This window comes from Schaedlerella arabinosiphila (assembly GCF_003885045.1).
Taxonomy (GTDB): domain Bacteria; phylum Bacillota; class Clostridia; order Lachnospirales; family Lachnospiraceae; genus Schaedlerella; species Schaedlerella arabinosiphila.
Window position 1 is genome coordinate 766,746 of sequence record NZ_RHJS01000002.1, and the last position, 18,520, is coordinate 785,265.

The following is an 18,520-nucleotide window of genomic DNA, read 5'->3' on the forward strand; positions in this document are numbered from 1 at the left end:
CGGGAGGATGGAATGAAAAAGATACTGGTTTTAGGCAGCCTGAATATGGATTTTGTGATTCGGGTAAAAAAAATGCCGGAGGTCGGAGAGACGATTCTGGGTGAGGACGTTGCTCTGGTTCCAGGAGGAAAAGGCGCAAATCAGGCATATGCAGCGGGAAAGCTGGGCGGACATGTGACCATGCTGGGCGCTGTAGGGATGGATCCTTACGGCAGCAGTCTGACAAAAAATCTGCAGGATGCGGGCGTGGATACAGAGGGCATTCTCAGAAGTAAGAACGACGCAACCGGACAGGCATTTATAACAGTCTATGAAAACGGAGACAATTCGATCATCGTGATTCCGGGGGCAAATGGGAGGCTGAAGCCGGAAATGCTCCAGGAGAGCATGAAATATATCGATGCATGCGACTATATCATCATGCAGCTTGAGATTCCTCTGGAGACCGTGCGGTATGTAAAAGAGCTTGCCTTGCGCAGGGGCAAGAAAGTAGTGATCGATCCTGCGCCGGCTGCGGCAGGGCTGGAGGATTCATTCTGGCATGGAATCACAATTCTGAAACCGAATGAAACAGAGCTGGGGATTCTGACCGGAAAGCAGCTTCGCAATGAAACGGAAATGATAGAAGCCGCGCGCAGTTTGGTTTTCAAAGGAGTGGAAACGGTTCTGGTGACGTTGGGAGAAAAGGGATGCCTGATGGTCCGGGAAAAAGAAGCGGTTCATTTCCCGGCGAAGAAAGCGGAAATGGTAGACACCACCGCAGCAGGGGACAGCTTTCTGGCCGCTTTGGTTACGGCATTATGCGAAGACAGGCCATTTGAGGACGCGGTCGAATTTGCACAGACTGTTTCTTCTATTGTAGTCGGCAGGCATGGCGCGCAGACGTCAATACCATGGAGAGCTGAAGTGCCGGGAGGTGTTTGATATCAAGATTCGTAAAAATGTATTTTATCCTACGGTTCTGATGATCCTTGCGTTTTCTGGATGCTATCTTTTCAATGACGAACTTGTCAGCAAAGCGTCAGACTGGATGAATCAAGCATTTAATCAGACGCTGGGATGGTTTTACCTGGTTGTGGCGTTGTTCCTGGTGATTGTAACGGCGCTTGCCCTGTTTTCAAAATTTGGAAAAAGCAGGATCGGGGGCAGCGAAGCAAAGCCGATGCTGTCCACGTGGAACTGGTTCGCGGTGGTATTATGTACAACAATTGCGGCAGGGCTGATTTTCTGGGGGGCATGCGAGCCAATCTATCATTTGATGGAGCCGCCGGAGTTCCTGGGGCTGAAGCCGGGAAGCCACGAAAGCGCGGTGTTCTCGATGACCACCATGTTTCTGCACTGGACGATCACCCCCTATGCGATTTACGGGATTCCGGCATTGGCCTTTGCTTTTGCGGTTTATAACCGCCGCCGGGCATTCAGCTTTTCTTCCTGTATAGTGGAGGCGGTTCCAAAAGCGGGCGGAGAACGGCCGGCATCAATCATCGATTCCCTGTGTGTGTTTTCCACGGTGATGGGAATGATCGCGTCTCTTGGACAGGGAATCCTCAGTATCGCAGGCGGAATTACCGAAATAACAGAAAGGCAGGCATCCAAAACAACCTGGATACTGATCGGGATTACGATTGCTGTGGTTTTTACTGTTTCAGCGTGCAGCGGGGTGCTGAAAGGAATCAAATGGATTTCCAATATCAATACCGTTTTTCTGCTGGGGCTGCTTCTGTTTGTATTTATAGCAGGGCCTGCCGCGTATATCATTCAATTGTCGCTGGAATCGTTTGGGGTATATATAGACAACTTTTTTACAAGAAGCCTGATGATGGGGGCGGGAAGCGGAAGCGGCTGGTCTTATTTCTGGACAATTTCAACGTTCGCGAACTGGATGGCATGGGCTCCGGTCACCGGGATGTTCCTGGGGAAAATCTCATACGGACATTCCGTGCGCTCTTTCATCGGGATCAATATACTTGCCTCTGCCGCAGCATCCGGGCTCTGGATCAATATTTTCGGAGGAACCGCAATCAGCCAGCAGCTTCACGGCGTGGATCTGTATGGAAAGATGGAATCCGCGGGAATGGAAAGTGCGGTGTATACGATGCTTGAAAACCTGCCTGCAGGGATGGTGCTTGTTCCGGTACTTGTCATTGTCGTTTTGCTCAGCGTCGTAACGGCAGCGGATTCTACGACAAATGTGCTGGGGAATCTTTGCTGTCAGGGAGAGGAACAGGAAGCCGGTATGATTTTTGTAAAGGTCGTATGGGGCGTGCTGCTGGGAGCGATGTCGATTCTGATGGTGTGTTCCAAAGGAATCGCGGGAATTAAGATGATATCTGTAATCGGAGGGATACCGGCAGTGTTTCTCCTCCTTCTGTCAGGGATATCGCTTTTGAAAAATATAATGTTGGTATCTGCGGGTAATGGCCAGCCCGTTGATGCGATAGATAAGAAACAGGATAAGTAATGGGAGGTATAAGGAGATGACAGAGATGAAAAGAATACCAATTGTAATGGATTTTGACACAGGGACGGACGACGCCATCGCATTGATTACGGCTCTGCAGCACAGGGACATCCTGGATATCCGCGCGGTTTCAGCGGTAGCGGGAAACGTACCCCTTGAGGCAACAGCCGCAAACACAAGAAACATCGTGGACATGCTGGGACACGACGATATTATCGTTGCGAAAGGCGCGGACAAGCCGTTGAAAAGAGAACTGCATTGTGCAATTTCCCACGGGAAAACCGGCCTTGGAAATGTGACGGTTCCGGATTCGGGAAGAGCGTACTATGAGAAAGACGCGGCTGACGCAATCTATGAGGCGGCGTTGGAATTTCCGGGAGAACTGGTAGTCTTGGCAACAGGGCCCCAGACGAACCTGGCACTCTCGATCCAGAGATACCCGGATATTGTGAAGCTGATCCGGAAGGTCTATATCATGGGAGGCTGCCTGGTAGGAGGAAACATGACGCAGGCGTCGGAGTTCAATGCATATGTTGATCCGGAGGCGCTGCAGATTTTGTTCCGCTCCGGTGTGGATGTGACGATGGTCGGCCTGGACGTAACGCTGCAGACAGAGCTGCCGATGTGGGTAAAGGACAAGATCGCGGCAATCAACACGCCGGAAGCACAGCTTGCAGTCCAGGTCTTTGAATTTATGCTGATCAGGAACAAAGAATTTGGATACGACGTGGCAAATCTGCACGATGTAGTCGCATTCTGTGCCATCGTCCATCCGGAAGTTCTGAAGCTGAAGCGCTACTATGTGGATGTAGAGACAGAAGGAACCATTACCCGGGGTATGACGGTAGCGGATTTCAGGGATGTATGCCCGGATCACGAGAAAAATGTGGACTGTGCGGAAGATATTGATTTGGATGCGTTCTGGGAATGGTTTGTAAAAGTATTTGAGGAGAGAGGAACGGTAAAATAATATGAAGCAGACGAAAAAAAGAAATATGTGGCTGATGCTCATCGTCATCTGCCTGGGGGGAAGTATCATCTATATCTTTCCGTATCTGCAGTATACGTTTTATGACAGCATGATGGCAGAGCTTGGGTTTACCAATACCCAGATGGGAAATGTCATGTCGGTGTATGGGGCGCTGAACCTGATTGCCTATTTTATCGGCGGTATGATTGCAGACCGGTTTTCCAGCCGGATTTTGATTACATTTTCCCTGGTTGTAACCGGAATCACCGGATTCTGGTTTGCGACGTTTCCATCCTATACGGCTATGATGATCATCAGCGTGATCTGGTCATTTACGACGATTTTTACGTACTGGCCGGCTACGATCAAAGCGGTTAAGCTGCTGGGGGACAGCGATGTACAGGGAAGGCTGTTTGGTTTCAGGGAAGCGCTGAACTCTTTTGGGGCGTTGGTTTTCTCATCAACAGCGATGTTCATTTTTACACGCAGCGGGGAGAATTTCAGAAATGTCGTAATATTCTACAGCATTGTGTATATTGTGACAGGAATCATCAGTTTTATGTTTCTGCCAAATGACGAGACTGGTGAAGCGGAAAAGCGCAATATTTTTGCTGGACTTGGCTATGTGCTGAAGAATCCCCTGGTATGGCTGATCGGATTTATCATTTTCTTTGGCTATGCCGTCGGATCAATCATGGGAAGGCTGACCCCGTATCTGACCTCCGTATTTAAGATGGGAGTCGCGACAGCAGGTATTGTAGGTATCATTAATTCCTACGGCGTAGGGAATGTGGGAGCAGTTGCCGGAGGATTGATCACAGATAAGATGAAATCATCCACAAGATTCCTGAAATGGTGTTTTGTGATTATGGCGGTATTGCTTGCAATTTTTGTTGCAGTGCCGGGCGTGCCTTCCTTCTTAATGGCAGCGATCATCATGGGGTTATCCGTAAGGCTTGTACAGACCGCAGTCCGAGGGGTATACTTTGTACCTCTGGATGAGGCGAAAATTCCGGCTGAGTATTTGGGGACTGCCGCCGGTGTGGTGAGTGTGATCGGATTTGCGCCGGATGCGTTTTTATTCTCCGTCTATGGGAAGATCATCGACAGCATGTCGGAAGTGGCGGGGTACAAAGTGATGTTTGGCTCTTTGATCGGGTTCTGCGCCGTTGGATTTGTTTTGACCAGTATTCTGATCAGAATGTTTCAGAAAGCAGAAAAATAAGCTGCAATTTTGCTGAGCGTATGCCTGGCGGCAAGGAACAGGGCGTTCATTGCAGACTATTTATTATGCGTTAGGCATTGCAAGTATTTTATGCGGAGCGGCGTATAAAATAGGATATGAACTTGGAAAAAATGCAAGAAAGTAACTGTCCTTAGCCTGATAAACTAAACAGTTACTTTCTGTAACGAATTAATTTCAAGGCAAACCGTTCTGCTTTCTGGTAGTGCCTTTTTTATGTGTTTTCAAAAGTACTCGCCCGATCGGCGTATCTGTTCCACATTTTCATTTTAGTTTGATTCCACTTTGTTGTCAAGATTTTTTTCATTTCAACATTACCAATTAAAATGTACCATGTCGAGTAGACATACCCCTTATAACTTTATAGAAAAAAACTCCCTTCTATGGTACAATAAACGCAGAAAACAGAACCACCGGTGAGGAACCGTGACAAGGAAAGGAGACGGAACATGAGCGTATATTTTTACGGCTGCATAACCATGGACGGCTATCTCGCTGATAAAAACCACAATCTGGACTGGCTTTATCAGACGGGCACAACGGAGGAAACGGATTATGAAAATTTTTACAACAATATGGACATTACCATCATGGGGAAGCGGACCTTCCGTGAATTGGAAAAATCAGAAACTTCGGAAGAGATCTATCCGACGACAAAAAACTACGTCTTTACACATTCCGGGACATTGCCTCTCAAGGGATTTATCCCTGTAAACTGCGGAGTTGCAGAGTTTGTAAGACAACTGGACCGGGACAAAAATATCTGGATCATCGGCGGAAACACCATACTTGCCCCGCTGCTGGACGAGGATCTGGTGGACTGTATGATCCTGCAGATCGCCCCCGTACTGCTGGGGGACGGTATTCCGCTGTTTTCTCAAAAAGAGGGGCGAAAACGGTTTGCATTGAAGGAAGTAAAGAAATACGGACCGTTTGCGGAACTGGTTTACGTTAGAGCCTGACGCTGCGTAAAGTATACGGCGCGGTTCGAACAATGGGGTATGAACAGCAATGGAAAGGAGAGCGCTATGAAAAAATGGGTGCGGCTGAATTATTTCAAAGTCGATGGAAGTGACCTGGTATTCCGTGCGGAGAAATCCAGTAATTTTGTGTATATTGATGTCTCCGACGGGGAGCGTTTTCATAGACAATAGCAACCCTTATACAAATTTTTATACCCGCGAAGCAGCGAGCCAGGCAGCCGTGCCTGTATGGATATCTGGCGGCTGCGTCGGGGGATTTGACTTTAAAATAAACCGCAGAGCCATAGGATGGGGGAGCTTGGATGCAGGAAAGGAATGCAGTCGAATATGAACATAAAAGCGCTGAAAGCTTTTTGGAAAAAAGAAGAGGAAGCAGCCCATATCCACGGATGGGATTTCTCGCATATTCATGGAAGATATGAGGAAGAGCAGGATTTACCGTGGGATTATGAAAAGATCGTAAGACAATATCTGAAAAGTGACCTGGATATTTTGGACTATGATACCGGAGGCGGAGAATTTTTATTATCTTTAGGGCATCCTTTTGAGCGGACGTCTGCGACGGAAGGGTATGGGCCGAATGTGAAATTGTGCAGGGAAACACTGCTGCCGCTGGGAATCCATTTTAAGGAATGCACAGACCCATCCAAAGTTCCATATGAGGACAAGACCTTTGATATCATCATCAACAGACATGGAGATTTTGATGCCCGGGAATGCTTCCGTTTACTGAAAAAAGGCGGAATTTTTATTACCGAACAGGTTGGCGGCGATAATGACCGGGATCTGGCAGAACGGGTGCTGCCCGGAACACAAAAGCCCTTCCCGCATCTGAACCTGAAAGAGCAGCAAAACGTATTTGAGGCTGCCGGGTTTCAGATTCTGCGCGGGGAGGAGGCATACAGACCGATCCGGTTTTATGATGTAGGTGCATTTGTCTGGTTTGCCCGGATCATAGAATGGGAGTTTCCCGGTTTTTCCGTAGAAAAATGTTTTGACAGGCTGCTGAACATGCAGGAAGAGATCGAACGTGCGGGGAGGATTGAGGGCACGATCCACCGGTTTTTACTTGTGGCGGAGAAGTAAGGCTTCGGAAAAGAAATCCGGTCCGTCTCCCTGGGGGGAACGTTTTCACAAAAAACAGCACTAGCAGACCGAAGCCTTACAGGCGCAAAACAGGCTCAATGCTTCCGATATCGGCAGACCATACACCCCGTCAGCACAAACGTCCCCATCTCCGCCCCGGGAATCGCCGCCCACACCCCTGCAACCCCGAGAAACCGCGGCAGCACCAGCAGAAAGACCGTAATCAATCCAAACGTCCGGAAAAAGGATATGGCCGCCGAGACCTTTCCGTTTGACAGCGCCGTAAACAGGGCGGAGGCAAAGATATTGCATCCGGAGAACAGAAAGCTGAATGAAAAAATTGCGAATCCGTCTTTCGCGAGCTCATAAACATGGGTGTTTGTTCCCGAAAATATCCCGGCGATGTGCCTGCCTGCGAAAAGGGAAAACAGGAAAACCAGCAGCGAGACCGCCCCGATAAAGCAGAAACAGATGCGGACCACTTTTTTCAGCCGCTTCTCATTCTGGCTGCCGTAGTTATAGCTGATCACAGGGGCGGTTCCCATGGAAAAACCGATAAAAAGCGTGGTCAGAAGGAACTGGGAATAGATGATCACCGTGATGGCGGCCACCCCGTCCTCTTTCATCAGCCCCATCATTGACCTGTTAAACAAAAACGTAGTGACGGCGCTTGAGAGCTGGCTGACCATTTCAGAAGCGCCGTTGGAACAGCTTTTGCCCAGAACGGCCAGATCCATTTTGGGCCTGCAGAAATGCAGATCGCTTTTTCCGGTGAAGAAAAAAACCGTTCCGGCCAGGGTGGGGATCATATATCCGATGCTGGTCCCAAGGGAAGCCCCTCGGATGCCCATTTGCAGCAGTACGATGAAAATATAGTCAAACACGATGTTGGCAATTCCGGCAAAAACCGAAAGAACCAGTCCCAGTCCCGGCTTTCCTGCGGTGACAAAAAGATTCTGATACAGGACCTGCATGATATTTCCGGCAGCGAAGAAAAGCTGGATTCTCAGATAATCCCTGCAGTAGGGGAGCAGGAGTTCGCTTGCGCCCAATCCCCGGATGATCTCCTCCAGAAATACAAATCCGATCAGCGACACAGCCAGGCCGAGGAGCGCGCCTGTCAGGATGATCAGCGTGAAATTGCTTCTGGCTTCCCCGGCTCTTTTGCTTCCCATTTTCCGCGCCACGACGGCGCTTCCGCCTGCTGCGAGCATGGTTCCCATTCCCACAATGAGATTGAGGACAGGGCAGACGATGTTGATCGCGGACAGGGCATTTGTATCGATAAAACGGGCCGCGAATATGGTGTCCGTTATGGTATAGACCCCCATAAACAGCATCATCGCCATACTTGGAAACGCAAACCGGATCAGTGAGAATGTATGAAAATCCTCTGACAGCGGGTTTGTCTGTGCTTTGGTCATAATCAGTTTCCTCCTTCTGCAGTCGATCAATGATTCAGAGCCTCCGCAGCGGGTATGGAATTACCTGCCCTGGGGCTGAATTGTATGTTCCCCGGAGAGCACAAGCCGCTGTACCGGATACCCGTACTCCAGGAGCAGTTCTTTTTCCGTAAAACCGAGACGGCAAAATTCCTCCCGATATCCGGTATCTGCTTTGTCGCCTGCCCGGTATGTGGTCAGAGAGAGCTCCGTGCCTTCCGGCAGCTCAGAGGCCAGCTTGTCGAGAAACAGCCCGGTCACTCCCAGGTTCCGGTACTGTGGATGTATTGCCAGAAAATCAATCCTTCCCGAGTCCACCGAGAACCCCATAACTCCCACGGCCATGCCCTCATCCCGCAGGATCAGCGCCCGCTTTTCCGCGATGTAACGGCGCAGATTGTGGGCGTATTCTGTCTCGTCCAGGCAGGGGTAGCCGTCGATGGTAAGGCGGACCAGCTCCATCCAGTCGTCCGCATCGGAAAGCCTGGCAAACCGGATATCCTTTTTTGTAAAATGTATACCCGCAGGCTCCCCTTTCAGGCGGATCTCAAGCTGCAGGGGATAGTAGGCTTTCGCTTCGCGAAACTGTGCGGGCGTTGTTTTGTACATCGCTTTGAAAATGTCTGTAAATGCCTGCTGGCTCTCATATCCGCTGGCCAGGGCAATTGCCAGGATCGGTTGATCGGAATCGACAAGAAGCCTGGCCGCTTCCGTAAGCTGCCGCCTCTGAACATAATCGTGAATGGTCATGCCCACGGTTTTTGTGAAAATCCGGTGCAGATGAAATTTTGAATAGTGCAGCGCGGCCGCCGCCGTATTCAGATCAATTTTCTGCTCCAGATGCTCTTCGATAAAACGAATGGTCTGCGAAACAATGCGTACTGTCTGGCTCTGCATCTCTCTTCCTCCTTCCTGTATCTTTTTTTTTCGGCACCTGGGTGTGCAAAAAGTGTACGTCCGGTTGTGAACAATAACACCATTGTACCACAATGAAATGAGAATGTTTCATGATTCTTGCGGTATTTTATGGGTTGGCTGCCGTTGCTGTGAACGCCCGGTCAGGCCGTGAACAGTAAGTGCGCCCAGAAGGGCGCAATGTTTAATGGGTGGAAATCCCATCTGGTAAGATGCTAAACACATCACCAGTAGCGAACCTTGGGTCTGTATTGGTAACAATATCAGGCTAAGCGTAGGAAGCCAGGTAGTAGGGCTACAGGGCGAATTTAGCACCGAAATCACAGTTCAGTGTGCCGACGCTGTTTACTGTGCGTAAGGCAACATGTGTGTTATCGCTATGGTGAGATTCCACACAGCACTGCGGTGTTGGAACGCCAGTTATGCTATACAATGACATTGCGTCAACTGTGGGAGAACCTGTATCCTCCGTCTTTTAGTGTAAAAGGTCGGTATGTGAATCAACGAAGGGAGTGCAGCAAACGGGACGCAGGTAGTCGGATAGCCCGATATTACTACGGAATCACGGACAACACGCAGAGTTTGAGTGACTTCGGGTATCGGATGATGAAAAGTCTATTTAAATGGCTGAATCGAAGAAGCCAGAAGAAAAGCTATAACTGGGAGGGGCATACCCCTTATAACTTTATAGAAAAAAACTCCCTTCTATGGTACAATAAACGCAGAAAACAGAACCACCGGTCAGGAACCGTGACAAGGAAAGGAGACGGGACATGAGCGTATATTTTTACGGATGCATAACCATGGATGGCTATCTTGCTGATAAAAACCACAATCTGGACTGGCTTTATCAGACGGGCACAACGGAGGAAACGGATTATGAAAATTTTTACAACAATATGGACATTACCATCATGGGGAAGCGGACCTTCCGTGAATTGGAAAAATCAGAAGCTTCGGAAGAGATCTATCCGACGACAAAAAACTACGTTTTTACACATTCCGGGACATTGCCTCTCAAGGGGTTCATCCCTGTAAACTGCGGAGCTGCAGAGTTTGTAAGACAACTGGATCGGGACAAAAATATCTGGATCATCGGCGGAAACACCATACTTGCCCCGCTGCTGGACGAGGATCTGGTGGACTGTATGATCCTGCAGATCGCCCCCGTACTGCTGGGGGACGGTATTCCGCTGTTTTCTCAAAAAGAGGGGCGCAAACGGTTTGCATTGAAGGAAGTAAAGAAATACGGATCGTTTGCGGAACTGGTTTACGTTAGAGCCTGACGCTGCGTAAAGTATACGGCGCGGTCCGAACAATGGGGTATGAACAGCAATGGAAAGGAGAGCGCTATGAAAAAATGGGTACAGCTGATAGTGACGGCAATGTGCCTGATTGCCCTTGCAGCCTGCGCAGGGCAGGGAGACGGCGATATACGCAGTGATATACGTAGTCAGATTGCCGGAAAATCCTTTGTCTACGAGAAGGAAGGTTTTGGCAGTGATTTTACCATTGAAATCAAGGATGACAACACGTATTCTTACTATGAAGGCGTATTAAGCAGTATCATAGGAGGCGGAAAATGGGAATTGGACGGCAGCGTCCTCTGTCTTTTGGGTGAAGGGGAGTCAGACCGTCCGATTCAGAATTATTTCAAAGTCGATGGAAGTGATCTGGTATTCCGTGCGGAGAAATCCAGTAATTTTGTGTATATTGATGTCTCCGACGGGGAGCGTTTTCATAGACAATAGTATCCTGGATAGGATTGAAAAATAAGAAATTCCGATGGAGAGGAGTACGTTTTGAAATGCGGTGGTATAAAATGTGCGGATTCAATCAATACATCAACAAAAACATCGGAAGGAAGCTTACCTTCCTGATGGTTCCCGTCCTCTGCATCGTCATGACAGTAACCATCCTGCTTACGAGCTGGACATACACCCGGCGTCTTGTAAAAAATATCGAAGAGGGAAGCCAGTATATTACAGAAACTTTTAAACTGAACATGGATTTCTGTACATCGGACGTAAAGGCGCTGTTAAATACCCTTTCCATGGACGAAAATGTGGTCCGGCTGGTCACCATGGAGAAAGATGTTCTGGATTACGGAGATTTTTTATCTTGCCAGAGGGAATTGAAGAAACGCTTTGGTTCCATGACCTCCATGAAAAGCTACATCCAGGATGTATTCGTGCTGGGAAATAACGGATATCAGTACAATTATCTGCAGAATATCTGCGGGAGCCTCATGGAAACCGACTGGTTTCAGGAATGTGTGGACAAAGAGAAAAAGGGGTTCCAGTATATCCTGCCCCACGACGTGGACTACTATGAGACGGGAAAGACTCCGGCCAGCCAGGCCATTTCTGTAGTGCTGCCCATCCGGTCCGGCAACGAGACGGTTGGGTATACACTGTGCGACATTCGGATGAACAAGGCCGCTGTCCTGCCGGAAAGTATCCACAAGGATGCCAATATGAATGCTTATCTGGTCAACGGTTCTACAAAGGAGTACTACGATTTCCAGACGAAGCAGAACCACACGGAAGGGGCGGCAGAATTTATTCGTTATCTGGGAGACAAAAAGAGCGATTCACTGAGGGCGGATGACCATTTCATCGTTTACTCAAAAATGGAAAGCAGCGACTGGTATATTGCGGCGGTCTATCTGTACAAAGACATCATTGCGTCGGCCGTGTCGGCGCAGCGGATTGGTTTTATTATGCTGCTCTTGGGCTGCGGGGCGGTGGTAGTGCTGTCACGGGCAATCGCAGGCTCTGTGAAACGGCCGATTGACGAGATCATCTGCAGAATCCAGCAGGTGGAGCAGGAGAATTTTGAGCCTGTCGAGGTGACCGGAGTTACAGGCCAGCCAGGGGAGCTCGTGCTGATACGCAGCCGGTTTGAGGAAATGATCCGGCGGATCAACGAGCTGGTACATAAGGTCTATCTGGGAGAAATCTACCGGAAAAACATGGAATACGAAAATCTGGTCAACCAGGTGAATCCTCATTTTATATTCAATGTACTGCAGCTGATCCAGGCAAAGGCAGTATTGAGCGAGAATTACGAAATTGAGGAGATCGTCGTATCGCTCAGCCGGATGATGCGTTATACGATGAGCAACAAGGATAAGATCGTAACGCTTAAGGAGGAGTGCAGCCATGTGGAAAGCTATCTGGAATTGTACAGACAGCGTTACAGCCATAAGTTTTCCTATGAGATTCATCTGGAAAAAGAACTGGAGCTGCATCCGATCTTAAAGTTTGTCATACAGCCGCTGGCGGAAAACTGTATGAAGCATGGCTTTAAAAAGCTGAAACGGGAAGGCCGTGTTGTCATTGATGTTTCACGGCTGGAGGAACATATCCGCATCCTGGTAGAGGACGACGGAAACGGGATCGAGACTGGAAGACTGGAAGAACTGAGGAATTATATCTCAGATACCGAAGACCGGCAGTTCTCGTCTATCGGACTGAAAAATACGTTCCAAAGGCTCAAGCTGACTTATGGAGAAAAAGCGGAGATGAAGATCGAAAGTGCGGAAAACCAGTATACGAAAGTATGCATCACAGTACCGCGGGAGGAGATCCATGTATAAGATCATGTTTGTAGACGACGAGGAGCAGAACCTGTTCCTTATGGAAAAGATCGTTGACTGGGAGGAAAATGGCTTTCGGGTCTGCGGGATTGCCCTGGACGGTTCGGAGGGAATCCAGGTATTTGAAGAAACAGAGCCGGACGTGGTGTTTGTAGATATTCGTATGGACGAGATGAATGGGCTGGAGATGATCGAAAAGCTGCAGCAGAAGAAAAAGAAAGCGGTTTACGTGATCGTCACCGCATATGACGAATTTTCTTATGCAAAGAAAGCAATCTCCCTTGGAGTAAAGGATTATCTTTTAAAGCCGGTTTCCAGAACGGAACTGCTGGATATGGTACGGCAGATCCGGGAAGAGCTGGATATGGAACGTAAAAAAGAGGATGACAGCCGATTCTTAAGCAGACAGTATGAGAACGGCATATTCGAAAAAGCATTTGCCGCTCTGGAAACAGGATGTCTTGAGAAGCGGGACATTTCCGCGATGCCGGAGCCGAATGCGGCAATACCGGGATCAGATACTGCAATATTGAAATCGAATGCTGCGGAACCGGATTCCGGAATGCCGGGAGTGGATACTGCAGCCCAGGAGCTGGACTCCGTGATCCGGGGACGCGCGCTGCGTTCCTATGAAATGTATTCGCCAACGGAGGAGCCCGGGGATCTGCTCTATCTGGTGGAGGACTGGGAGATTGAATACTGTTTTCCGGGCTATGACTGCGTCTGTTTTATATCGGAGGAAGAAAAAAAAGATGCCGTTCTGGAAGCCTTTGAGGAACTGAAAAGTCATCACATCAGGAAGAAATATATCCTGCAGGTCAACCGGACATTTTCGAATGCAGAGGAATTGATCCGGGGGTACTGCGGGGATTTCCGGCACCGCGGATACTGCTTCTATGAGCGGCAGAGCAGAGTATTCTTCTGTAGTGAAGTGAAGACCGGGGAAGGGCAGGCATACCTTTCATATGGTGAGGAGGGGGAGAAGCCTCTGCGCCGGCTGATCTACAACGGAGTGCCGGAGGACGCGATAGAGCTTGTACGTTGGATAGCGGAATATGCAAAAGAGCAGGGGAGTGCTCCCGGCGGGCTGGCCGATGAGATGATCGGACTGCTGTTCCTGGTGAAAAACGAGCTTACCAAGCTGTACAAGGACCGGGCCTTTCTGATCCTGCGGCATCAGAATGTATGGGATCTGCATAAGCTTCGTACCGAAGCGAAGCTCGTTTCCCGGATGGAGGAATTGCTTCGCGAAACCGGAACCGCAGTGAAAAATATGATAGAAAATAAAGGAAACTATTCCCTGATGGGCAGGACTGCGGAGTATATCAGGGAACATTTCGCAGATCCGGAGTTTTCCGCGGGAGAGGTTGCCGAGACCGTGCATCTGAGCAGAAATTATTTTCTGAAAGTATTCAAGGAAGAAATAGGAATCGCTTTTCTGGATTATGTAACAGACATGAGGATGGAAAAGGCCAGGCAGATGTTGAAGGAAACGGAGGAGACCGTGTATGCCATCAGCAGAGCGGTGGGCTATGAGAGCCAGTACCATTTCAGCCGGAAATTCAAACAACGGTATGGAATCTCTCCCAACGAATACCGGAGCCTGTAAGGAACGGTTGAGAAAAGAACGGCAGAATGAAAACATCATCAGGCAGATTGAACGGGCTTCGCCTGTGGAAATCTGCCTGATGCTTTTTTTGTGGAAATTTTTTTATGAGAGTGATTTTGAGCAACGATTCGTGATTTTCGGCATTTCCGAAGGAGGAAAATTTCAGTAGTATATACTTATAAAAAACAAAAGGGAGGAACTACACATGATAAAAAAAGGAATGGCGGCTTTGCTGTGTGCAGGAATGGTGTTGAACCTGGCGGCGTGCGGAGGCAGCGGGGATGATGCAAAAAGTGAAAAAGGCGGAAGCTCAAAAAATACCGTGACATTGCTCTCCTGGTATACGGAGGAGCAGATGATGCCTCTGAAAGAGGGATTTGAAGCAGCCAATTCAGATCTGGAGCTGGAGGTGCAGTTTGTACCGCCGACAGAACAGTATATCCAGAAGCTGACTCTGCTGATGAACGGGAATGAACCTACGGATCTGTTCTTTATGTGCCCGGAGGTTCGGGAAGACGTGGTTGCGACAGATTTTGCGGAGGATCTTTCCGATATGCCGATCATGGAGAAGCTGAGCGACAACGCAAAAAGGACGCTGGGCGCGGATGGCAAGGTGTACGGACTTTCCATGGATTCCTGGGCAAGCTTTATGTTCTACAACAAAGAGATTTTTGAACAGGCAAAGATTGAGAAAACACCGGAGACCTGGGATGAGCTGGTGGAGGATATGGCGAAGATCAAGGAGCTTGGTATTGACCCGATGACCGCACAGTCCGAGGATGCGGGGAGACTGCTTCTGGGATTATTCGCATCCAATGAGGCGTCAAAGGATCCGAATGTGGAAGCGGCGCTCGCGGACGGCAGTAAAAAATTTTCCGAGCTGTACAAGGAATCCATGGACGCATGGTATGAGGATGTGATCGAGCCGAAATACCTGGGACAGTCCTGCCTAAGCCTGACCAATGACCAGCAGATCGAAATGTTTGTAAACGGGCAGGCTGCCATGATGATCGGCGGGCCTTGGAGCCTTCCGGATTTTGAGTCAAAGAATCCGAATCTGGAATACGGAACCTTCGGGATTCCCGGATTTGACGGCGAGGTGATGCTGCAGGGTGCGGCAAATGTAGGAATCGGCATTGCAAAGGAAGCAAAAAATAAAGAAGGCGCAGAGAAATTTATGGAATATCTGTCCTCCGAGGACGGTGTTCAGTGCTGGGCCGGCATGTTCGACAATTTTATGAACGCGGCGGATGCAGAGTATACGGTAGACCCATGTCTGGAGGCATTCAAGACAGATGTAGCGGAAGGCAGAGTGTACTGGCAGACTGTGGAATGGCCGTCTTCATCCTCTATCCTGGAGGCATATACATCCGCCTGCCAGAGCGTGATCGCAGGGACATCCACACCGGAGGAGGCTCTGGAAGCGGTAGACGACAAGTTTGAGGTCATTCTATCAAATTAGTATATAGACTGGAAAGGGTTGAGCAGTTATGAAATTAAAAAAAGAATTACCGTACCTGTGTTTTATACTTCCCGCGTTTCTGGTCTATACCGTGCTGATGCTGTATCCGATGCTCCAGGCGGTAGGGCTGTCATTTACGGACTGGAAGGGCGTTACCTTTGAGAATCTTCATTTTGTGGGGCTGAAAAATTATCTGGATGTTTTTTCAGATAAGCAGATCATCATCTCCATCACCAATACGGTGGTCTATGCCATTGCCGTGCCGATCGCGGTTACGATCCTTGCGATCCCGCTGTCGGTTGCCCTGAATTCCAAAATGAAGACCAGCAACATCCAGAGAGCGGCGTTTTTCTTCCCGTCGGTTCCGAGTGCGCTGGTGCTGGGGTTTTTATGGTCCTATATTATGTCGCCTCTGGATTACGGACTGCTGAACCGGATGGTTACAGGGCTGGGCTTTGACCCGGTCCTCTGGCTGGCGGACCCAAAGATGGCGATGGTATCAGTTATCGTAGTGACTGTGTGGAGCCAGCTTGGCTGGCATGCCTGCATCTACCTGGCACAGCTGCAGAGCGTTTCCGAGGACCTGTACGAGGCGGCCCGGATCGACGGCGCAAATACACTGCAGTTATTTTTCAGGATCACAGTGCCGCAGCTAAAGCCGGCCATGGTCACCAGCGTGATGCTGCTGATGATCTCTTCCCTGAAGGTATTCGATCTCCCGTTCGCGCTGACAGGCGGCGGGCCGGGATATGCGACGACCATGATATCCCAGGTGATCATTCAGAGAGGTTTTGTAGATAAAATGTATGGAAGATCTATGGCAGCGGCGATCGTATTCTTCTTATTTGTAGCATTTATTACGGCAATCCAGCAGAAAGCGGGGGCAGAAAAAGAATGAGCGCTAAAAAAGTCAGAAATATAGCAGGCGAGATTGCAATGCTTGCATTGTGTATCGTGATACTGATTCCGTTTTACTATCTTGCAGTCAATACATTCAAGACACCTCAGGAAATGTCCGGCTCGCCGCTGGCGCTTCCTCGGAGCGTGACCTTTGAAAATTACGCAAAGGCATTTGAAAACATGGATTTTGTGCGCAGCTTTAGCAATTCTCTGATCATTACAGTGGTCTCGGTAACGCTGATCGTGCTTTTTGGAGCTATGGCGGCCTATCCTATTGCGCGTAGAAAACACAAGATGTATAAAGGACTCCTGGCCTATTTTCTGCTGGGGTATATGGTTCCGGCACAGACCATCATGATCCCTCTGTACCTTCTGCTGCAGAAAATGCATCTTCTGAACAATATTGCGGGGCTGATCCTGGTATATTCGAGCTGGTGCAATTTTGCGATGTTCCTGTATCAGGGATTTTTCAAAGGGCTTCCGATGGATATTGAAGAGGCTGCGATGATTGATGGCTGCGGCCCATGGAAATGCTTCTGGCTCGTGGTATTTCCGTTGCTGAAGCCGATCACTACAACAATTATCATCTTTGAGGTCATGTGGGTGTGGAATGATTTCCTCTACCCGTACCTGTTCCTCAGCTCCAACAAGTCCTTTACCCTGGTCATGCAGGTGTATAAAGGGGTGGGGCAGTTCAGCAATGACTGGTCCATGATGCTCTCAACCATGGTTCTGGTATTGATCCCGGTGGTAATCTTCTATCTGATCATGCAGAAGCATATCGTAGCCGGGATCACAAGCGGGGCCGTGAAGGGCTAGACACAGCAAATGAATATTAGAAACAGAGGAGATTATATATGAATATCATACCAAATGCCCCATTATTCCGGGATCCAATCTACGATGGGGCCGCTGATCCGACAATCCTGTGGAATCCCATGGAACAGGCATGGTGGATCTTTTATACCAACCGCCGTGCGTTTTCTCCGGGAGTCGGGGTGAGCTATATGCACGGTTCCGACATCGGGATCGCCAGCTCCGATGACGGAGGAAAAAACTGGATCTACCGGGGAACCGCTCAGGGGCTGGGGTTTGAACCGGGAAGAAATACCTGGTGGGCACCGGAGGTGATTGAGCACGAAGGAACATTTCACATGTATGTATCCTATGTGCGCGGGGTTCCGTTCAGCTGGGAATATCCAAGAAAAATACTCCATTATACGAGCAAGGATCTGTGGAATTGGACATTTGTCGGAGAACCGAAGCTGGCCTCGGATCGGGTAATTGATGCCTGTATCATCCGGCTGCCTGACGGACGCTGGAAGATGTGGTACAAAAATGAGGCAGATCAGGGATTTACTTACAGCGCGCTCAGCAAGGATCTGTATCATTGGATCCCCGGCGGCGCGGAGATTACGGATTGTCCCCATGAGGGACCCAATGTATTTTTCTTCCGGGAAAGATACTGGATGCTCACAGATCCCTGGCATGGGCTTGGGGTGTATGTCAGTGAGGACGCGGTAAACTGGAAGAGGTGCTCCAATATCCTGCGGGAACCGGGACTGCGCCGGGATGACAGCGGGATCGGAGCGCATGCGGATGTACTGGTGCATAAAGGACGTGCATATATCTTTTATTTTACACACCCGGAGGTCACAGAGGAAGAACGAAATGATCCGGACTTTGTATGGGAATACCGGCATCGGCGCTCCTCCTTGCAGGCTGCAGAGCTGATCTGCAAGAATGGGGAACTGGCCTGCGACAGGAACCATGTGGAGATGGATCTGGGAATGGTATGAGACCATGTGTCGATGCCGTCAGCTCCCTGTTGCAACCTATAACCAGCAT

Annotated in this window: 17 protein-coding genes; 15 read left to right on the forward strand and 2 right to left on the reverse strand. The window is 49.2% G+C overall.

Annotation, left to right across the window (positions count from 1 at the left end):
* Nucleotides 1-12: 12 nt before the first annotated feature.
* The 7 genes from rbsK to EBB54_RS04055 all read left to right on the forward strand — a co-directional run bounded on the left by rbsK (nt 13) and on the right by EBB54_RS04055 (nt 6,743).
* Nucleotides 13-924, forward strand: a complete 912-nt coding sequence (gene rbsK / locus EBB54_RS04030; RefSeq protein WP_125126454.1) for a ribokinase — start codon at nt 13-15, stop codon at nt 922-924.
* Nucleotides 872-2,461, forward strand: coding sequence for a BCCT family transporter (locus EBB54_RS04035; RefSeq protein WP_125126455.1), 1,590 nt, complete (start codon nt 872-874; stop codon nt 2,459-2,461). The genes rbsK and EBB54_RS04035 overlap by 53 nt, the downstream gene beginning before the upstream one ends.
* Nucleotides 2,462-2,486: 25 nt before the next feature.
* Nucleotides 2,487-3,431, forward strand: coding sequence for a nucleoside hydrolase (locus EBB54_RS04040; RefSeq protein WP_162307078.1), 945 nt, complete (start codon nt 2,487-2,489; stop codon nt 3,429-3,431).
* A gap of 1 nt (nt 3,432) precedes the next feature.
* Nucleotides 3,433-4,656: an MFS transporter gene (locus tag EBB54_RS04045; protein ID WP_125126457.1), complete on the forward strand. Its 1,224-nt coding sequence runs from the start codon at nt 3,433-3,435 to the stop codon at nt 4,654-4,656.
* 467 nt (nt 4,657-5,123) lie between these two features.
* Nucleotides 5,124-5,636, forward strand: coding sequence for a dihydrofolate reductase family protein (locus EBB54_RS04050; RefSeq protein ID WP_125126458.1), 513 nt, complete (start codon nt 5,124-5,126; stop codon nt 5,634-5,636).
* 66 nt (nt 5,637-5,702) lie between these two features.
* A complete protein-coding gene (locus EBB54_RS31560; protein WP_279229958.1) occupies nt 5,703-5,828 on the forward strand; it encodes a hypothetical protein in 126 nt (41 codons plus the stop codon).
* 156 nt (nt 5,829-5,984) lie between these two features.
* Entirely contained in the window at nt 5,985-6,743 is a 759-nt protein-coding gene (locus tag EBB54_RS04055; protein ID WP_125126459.1) for a class I SAM-dependent methyltransferase, read from the forward strand.
* 95 nt (nt 6,744-6,838) lie between these two features.
* Here the strand turns inward: EBB54_RS04055 and EBB54_RS04060 are convergent, their stop codons facing one another.
* Nucleotides 6,839-8,167 carry an MATE family efflux transporter gene (locus EBB54_RS04060; protein WP_125126460.1) on the reverse strand — a complete coding sequence of 443 codons (1,329 nt, stop codon included), beginning with the start codon at nt 8,165-8,167 and terminating at the stop codon, nt 6,839-6,841.
* A gap of 60 nt (nt 8,168-8,227) precedes the next feature.
* Complete coding sequence (locus EBB54_RS04065; protein WP_125126461.1) at nt 8,228-9,082, reverse strand: helix-turn-helix domain-containing protein; 855 nt, start codon at nt 9,080-9,082, stop codon at nt 8,228-8,230.
* A 791-nt stretch (nt 9,083-9,873) separates the two neighbouring features.
* Here EBB54_RS04065 and EBB54_RS04075 point away from each other — a divergent pair.
* The 8 genes from EBB54_RS04075 to EBB54_RS04110 all read left to right on the forward strand — a co-directional run bounded on the left by EBB54_RS04075 (nt 9,874) and on the right by EBB54_RS04110 (nt 18,471).
* On the forward strand, nt 9,874-10,386 hold the full coding sequence (locus EBB54_RS04075; RefSeq protein ID WP_125126462.1) for a dihydrofolate reductase family protein: 513 nt from the start codon (nt 9,874-9,876) through the stop codon (nt 10,384-10,386).
* Nucleotides 10,387-10,452: 66 nt separating this feature from the next.
* Nucleotides 10,453-10,851, forward strand: coding sequence for a hypothetical protein (locus EBB54_RS04080; protein WP_125126463.1), 399 nt, complete (start codon nt 10,453-10,455; stop codon nt 10,849-10,851).
* A gap of 56 nt (nt 10,852-10,907) precedes the next feature.
* Entirely contained in the window at nt 10,908-12,701 is a 1,794-nt protein-coding gene (locus EBB54_RS04085) for a sensor histidine kinase (protein ID WP_125126464.1), read from the forward strand.
* Nucleotides 12,694-14,310 (forward strand): response regulator transcription factor, encoded by a 1,617-nt coding sequence (locus EBB54_RS04090; RefSeq protein WP_125126465.1) that lies wholly within the window; start codon nt 12,694-12,696, stop codon nt 14,308-14,310. Before EBB54_RS04085 ends, EBB54_RS04090 begins: the two co-directional genes overlap by 8 nt.
* 205 nt (nt 14,311-14,515) lie before the next feature.
* The gene (locus EBB54_RS04095) at nt 14,516-15,772 is read left to right on the forward strand and encodes an ABC transporter substrate-binding protein (protein ID WP_125126466.1); all 1,257 of its coding nucleotides are present in this window, start codon (nt 14,516-14,518) and stop codon (nt 15,770-15,772) included.
* 28 nt (nt 15,773-15,800) lie between these two features.
* The gene (locus EBB54_RS04100; protein WP_125126467.1) at nt 15,801-16,670 is read left to right on the forward strand and encodes a carbohydrate ABC transporter permease; all 870 of its coding nucleotides are present in this window, start codon (nt 15,801-15,803) and stop codon (nt 16,668-16,670) included.
* Nucleotides 16,667-17,491, forward strand: coding sequence for a carbohydrate ABC transporter permease (locus EBB54_RS04105; protein WP_125126468.1), 825 nt, complete (start codon nt 16,667-16,669; stop codon nt 17,489-17,491). The genes EBB54_RS04100 and EBB54_RS04105 overlap by 4 nt, the downstream gene beginning before the upstream one ends.
* A 38-nt stretch (nt 17,492-17,529) precedes the next feature.
* The gene (locus tag EBB54_RS04110; RefSeq protein WP_125126469.1) at nt 17,530-18,471 is read left to right on the forward strand and encodes a glycoside hydrolase family protein; all 942 of its coding nucleotides are present in this window, start codon (nt 17,530-17,532) and stop codon (nt 18,469-18,471) included.
* Nucleotides 18,472-18,520 lie beyond the last annotated feature (49 nt).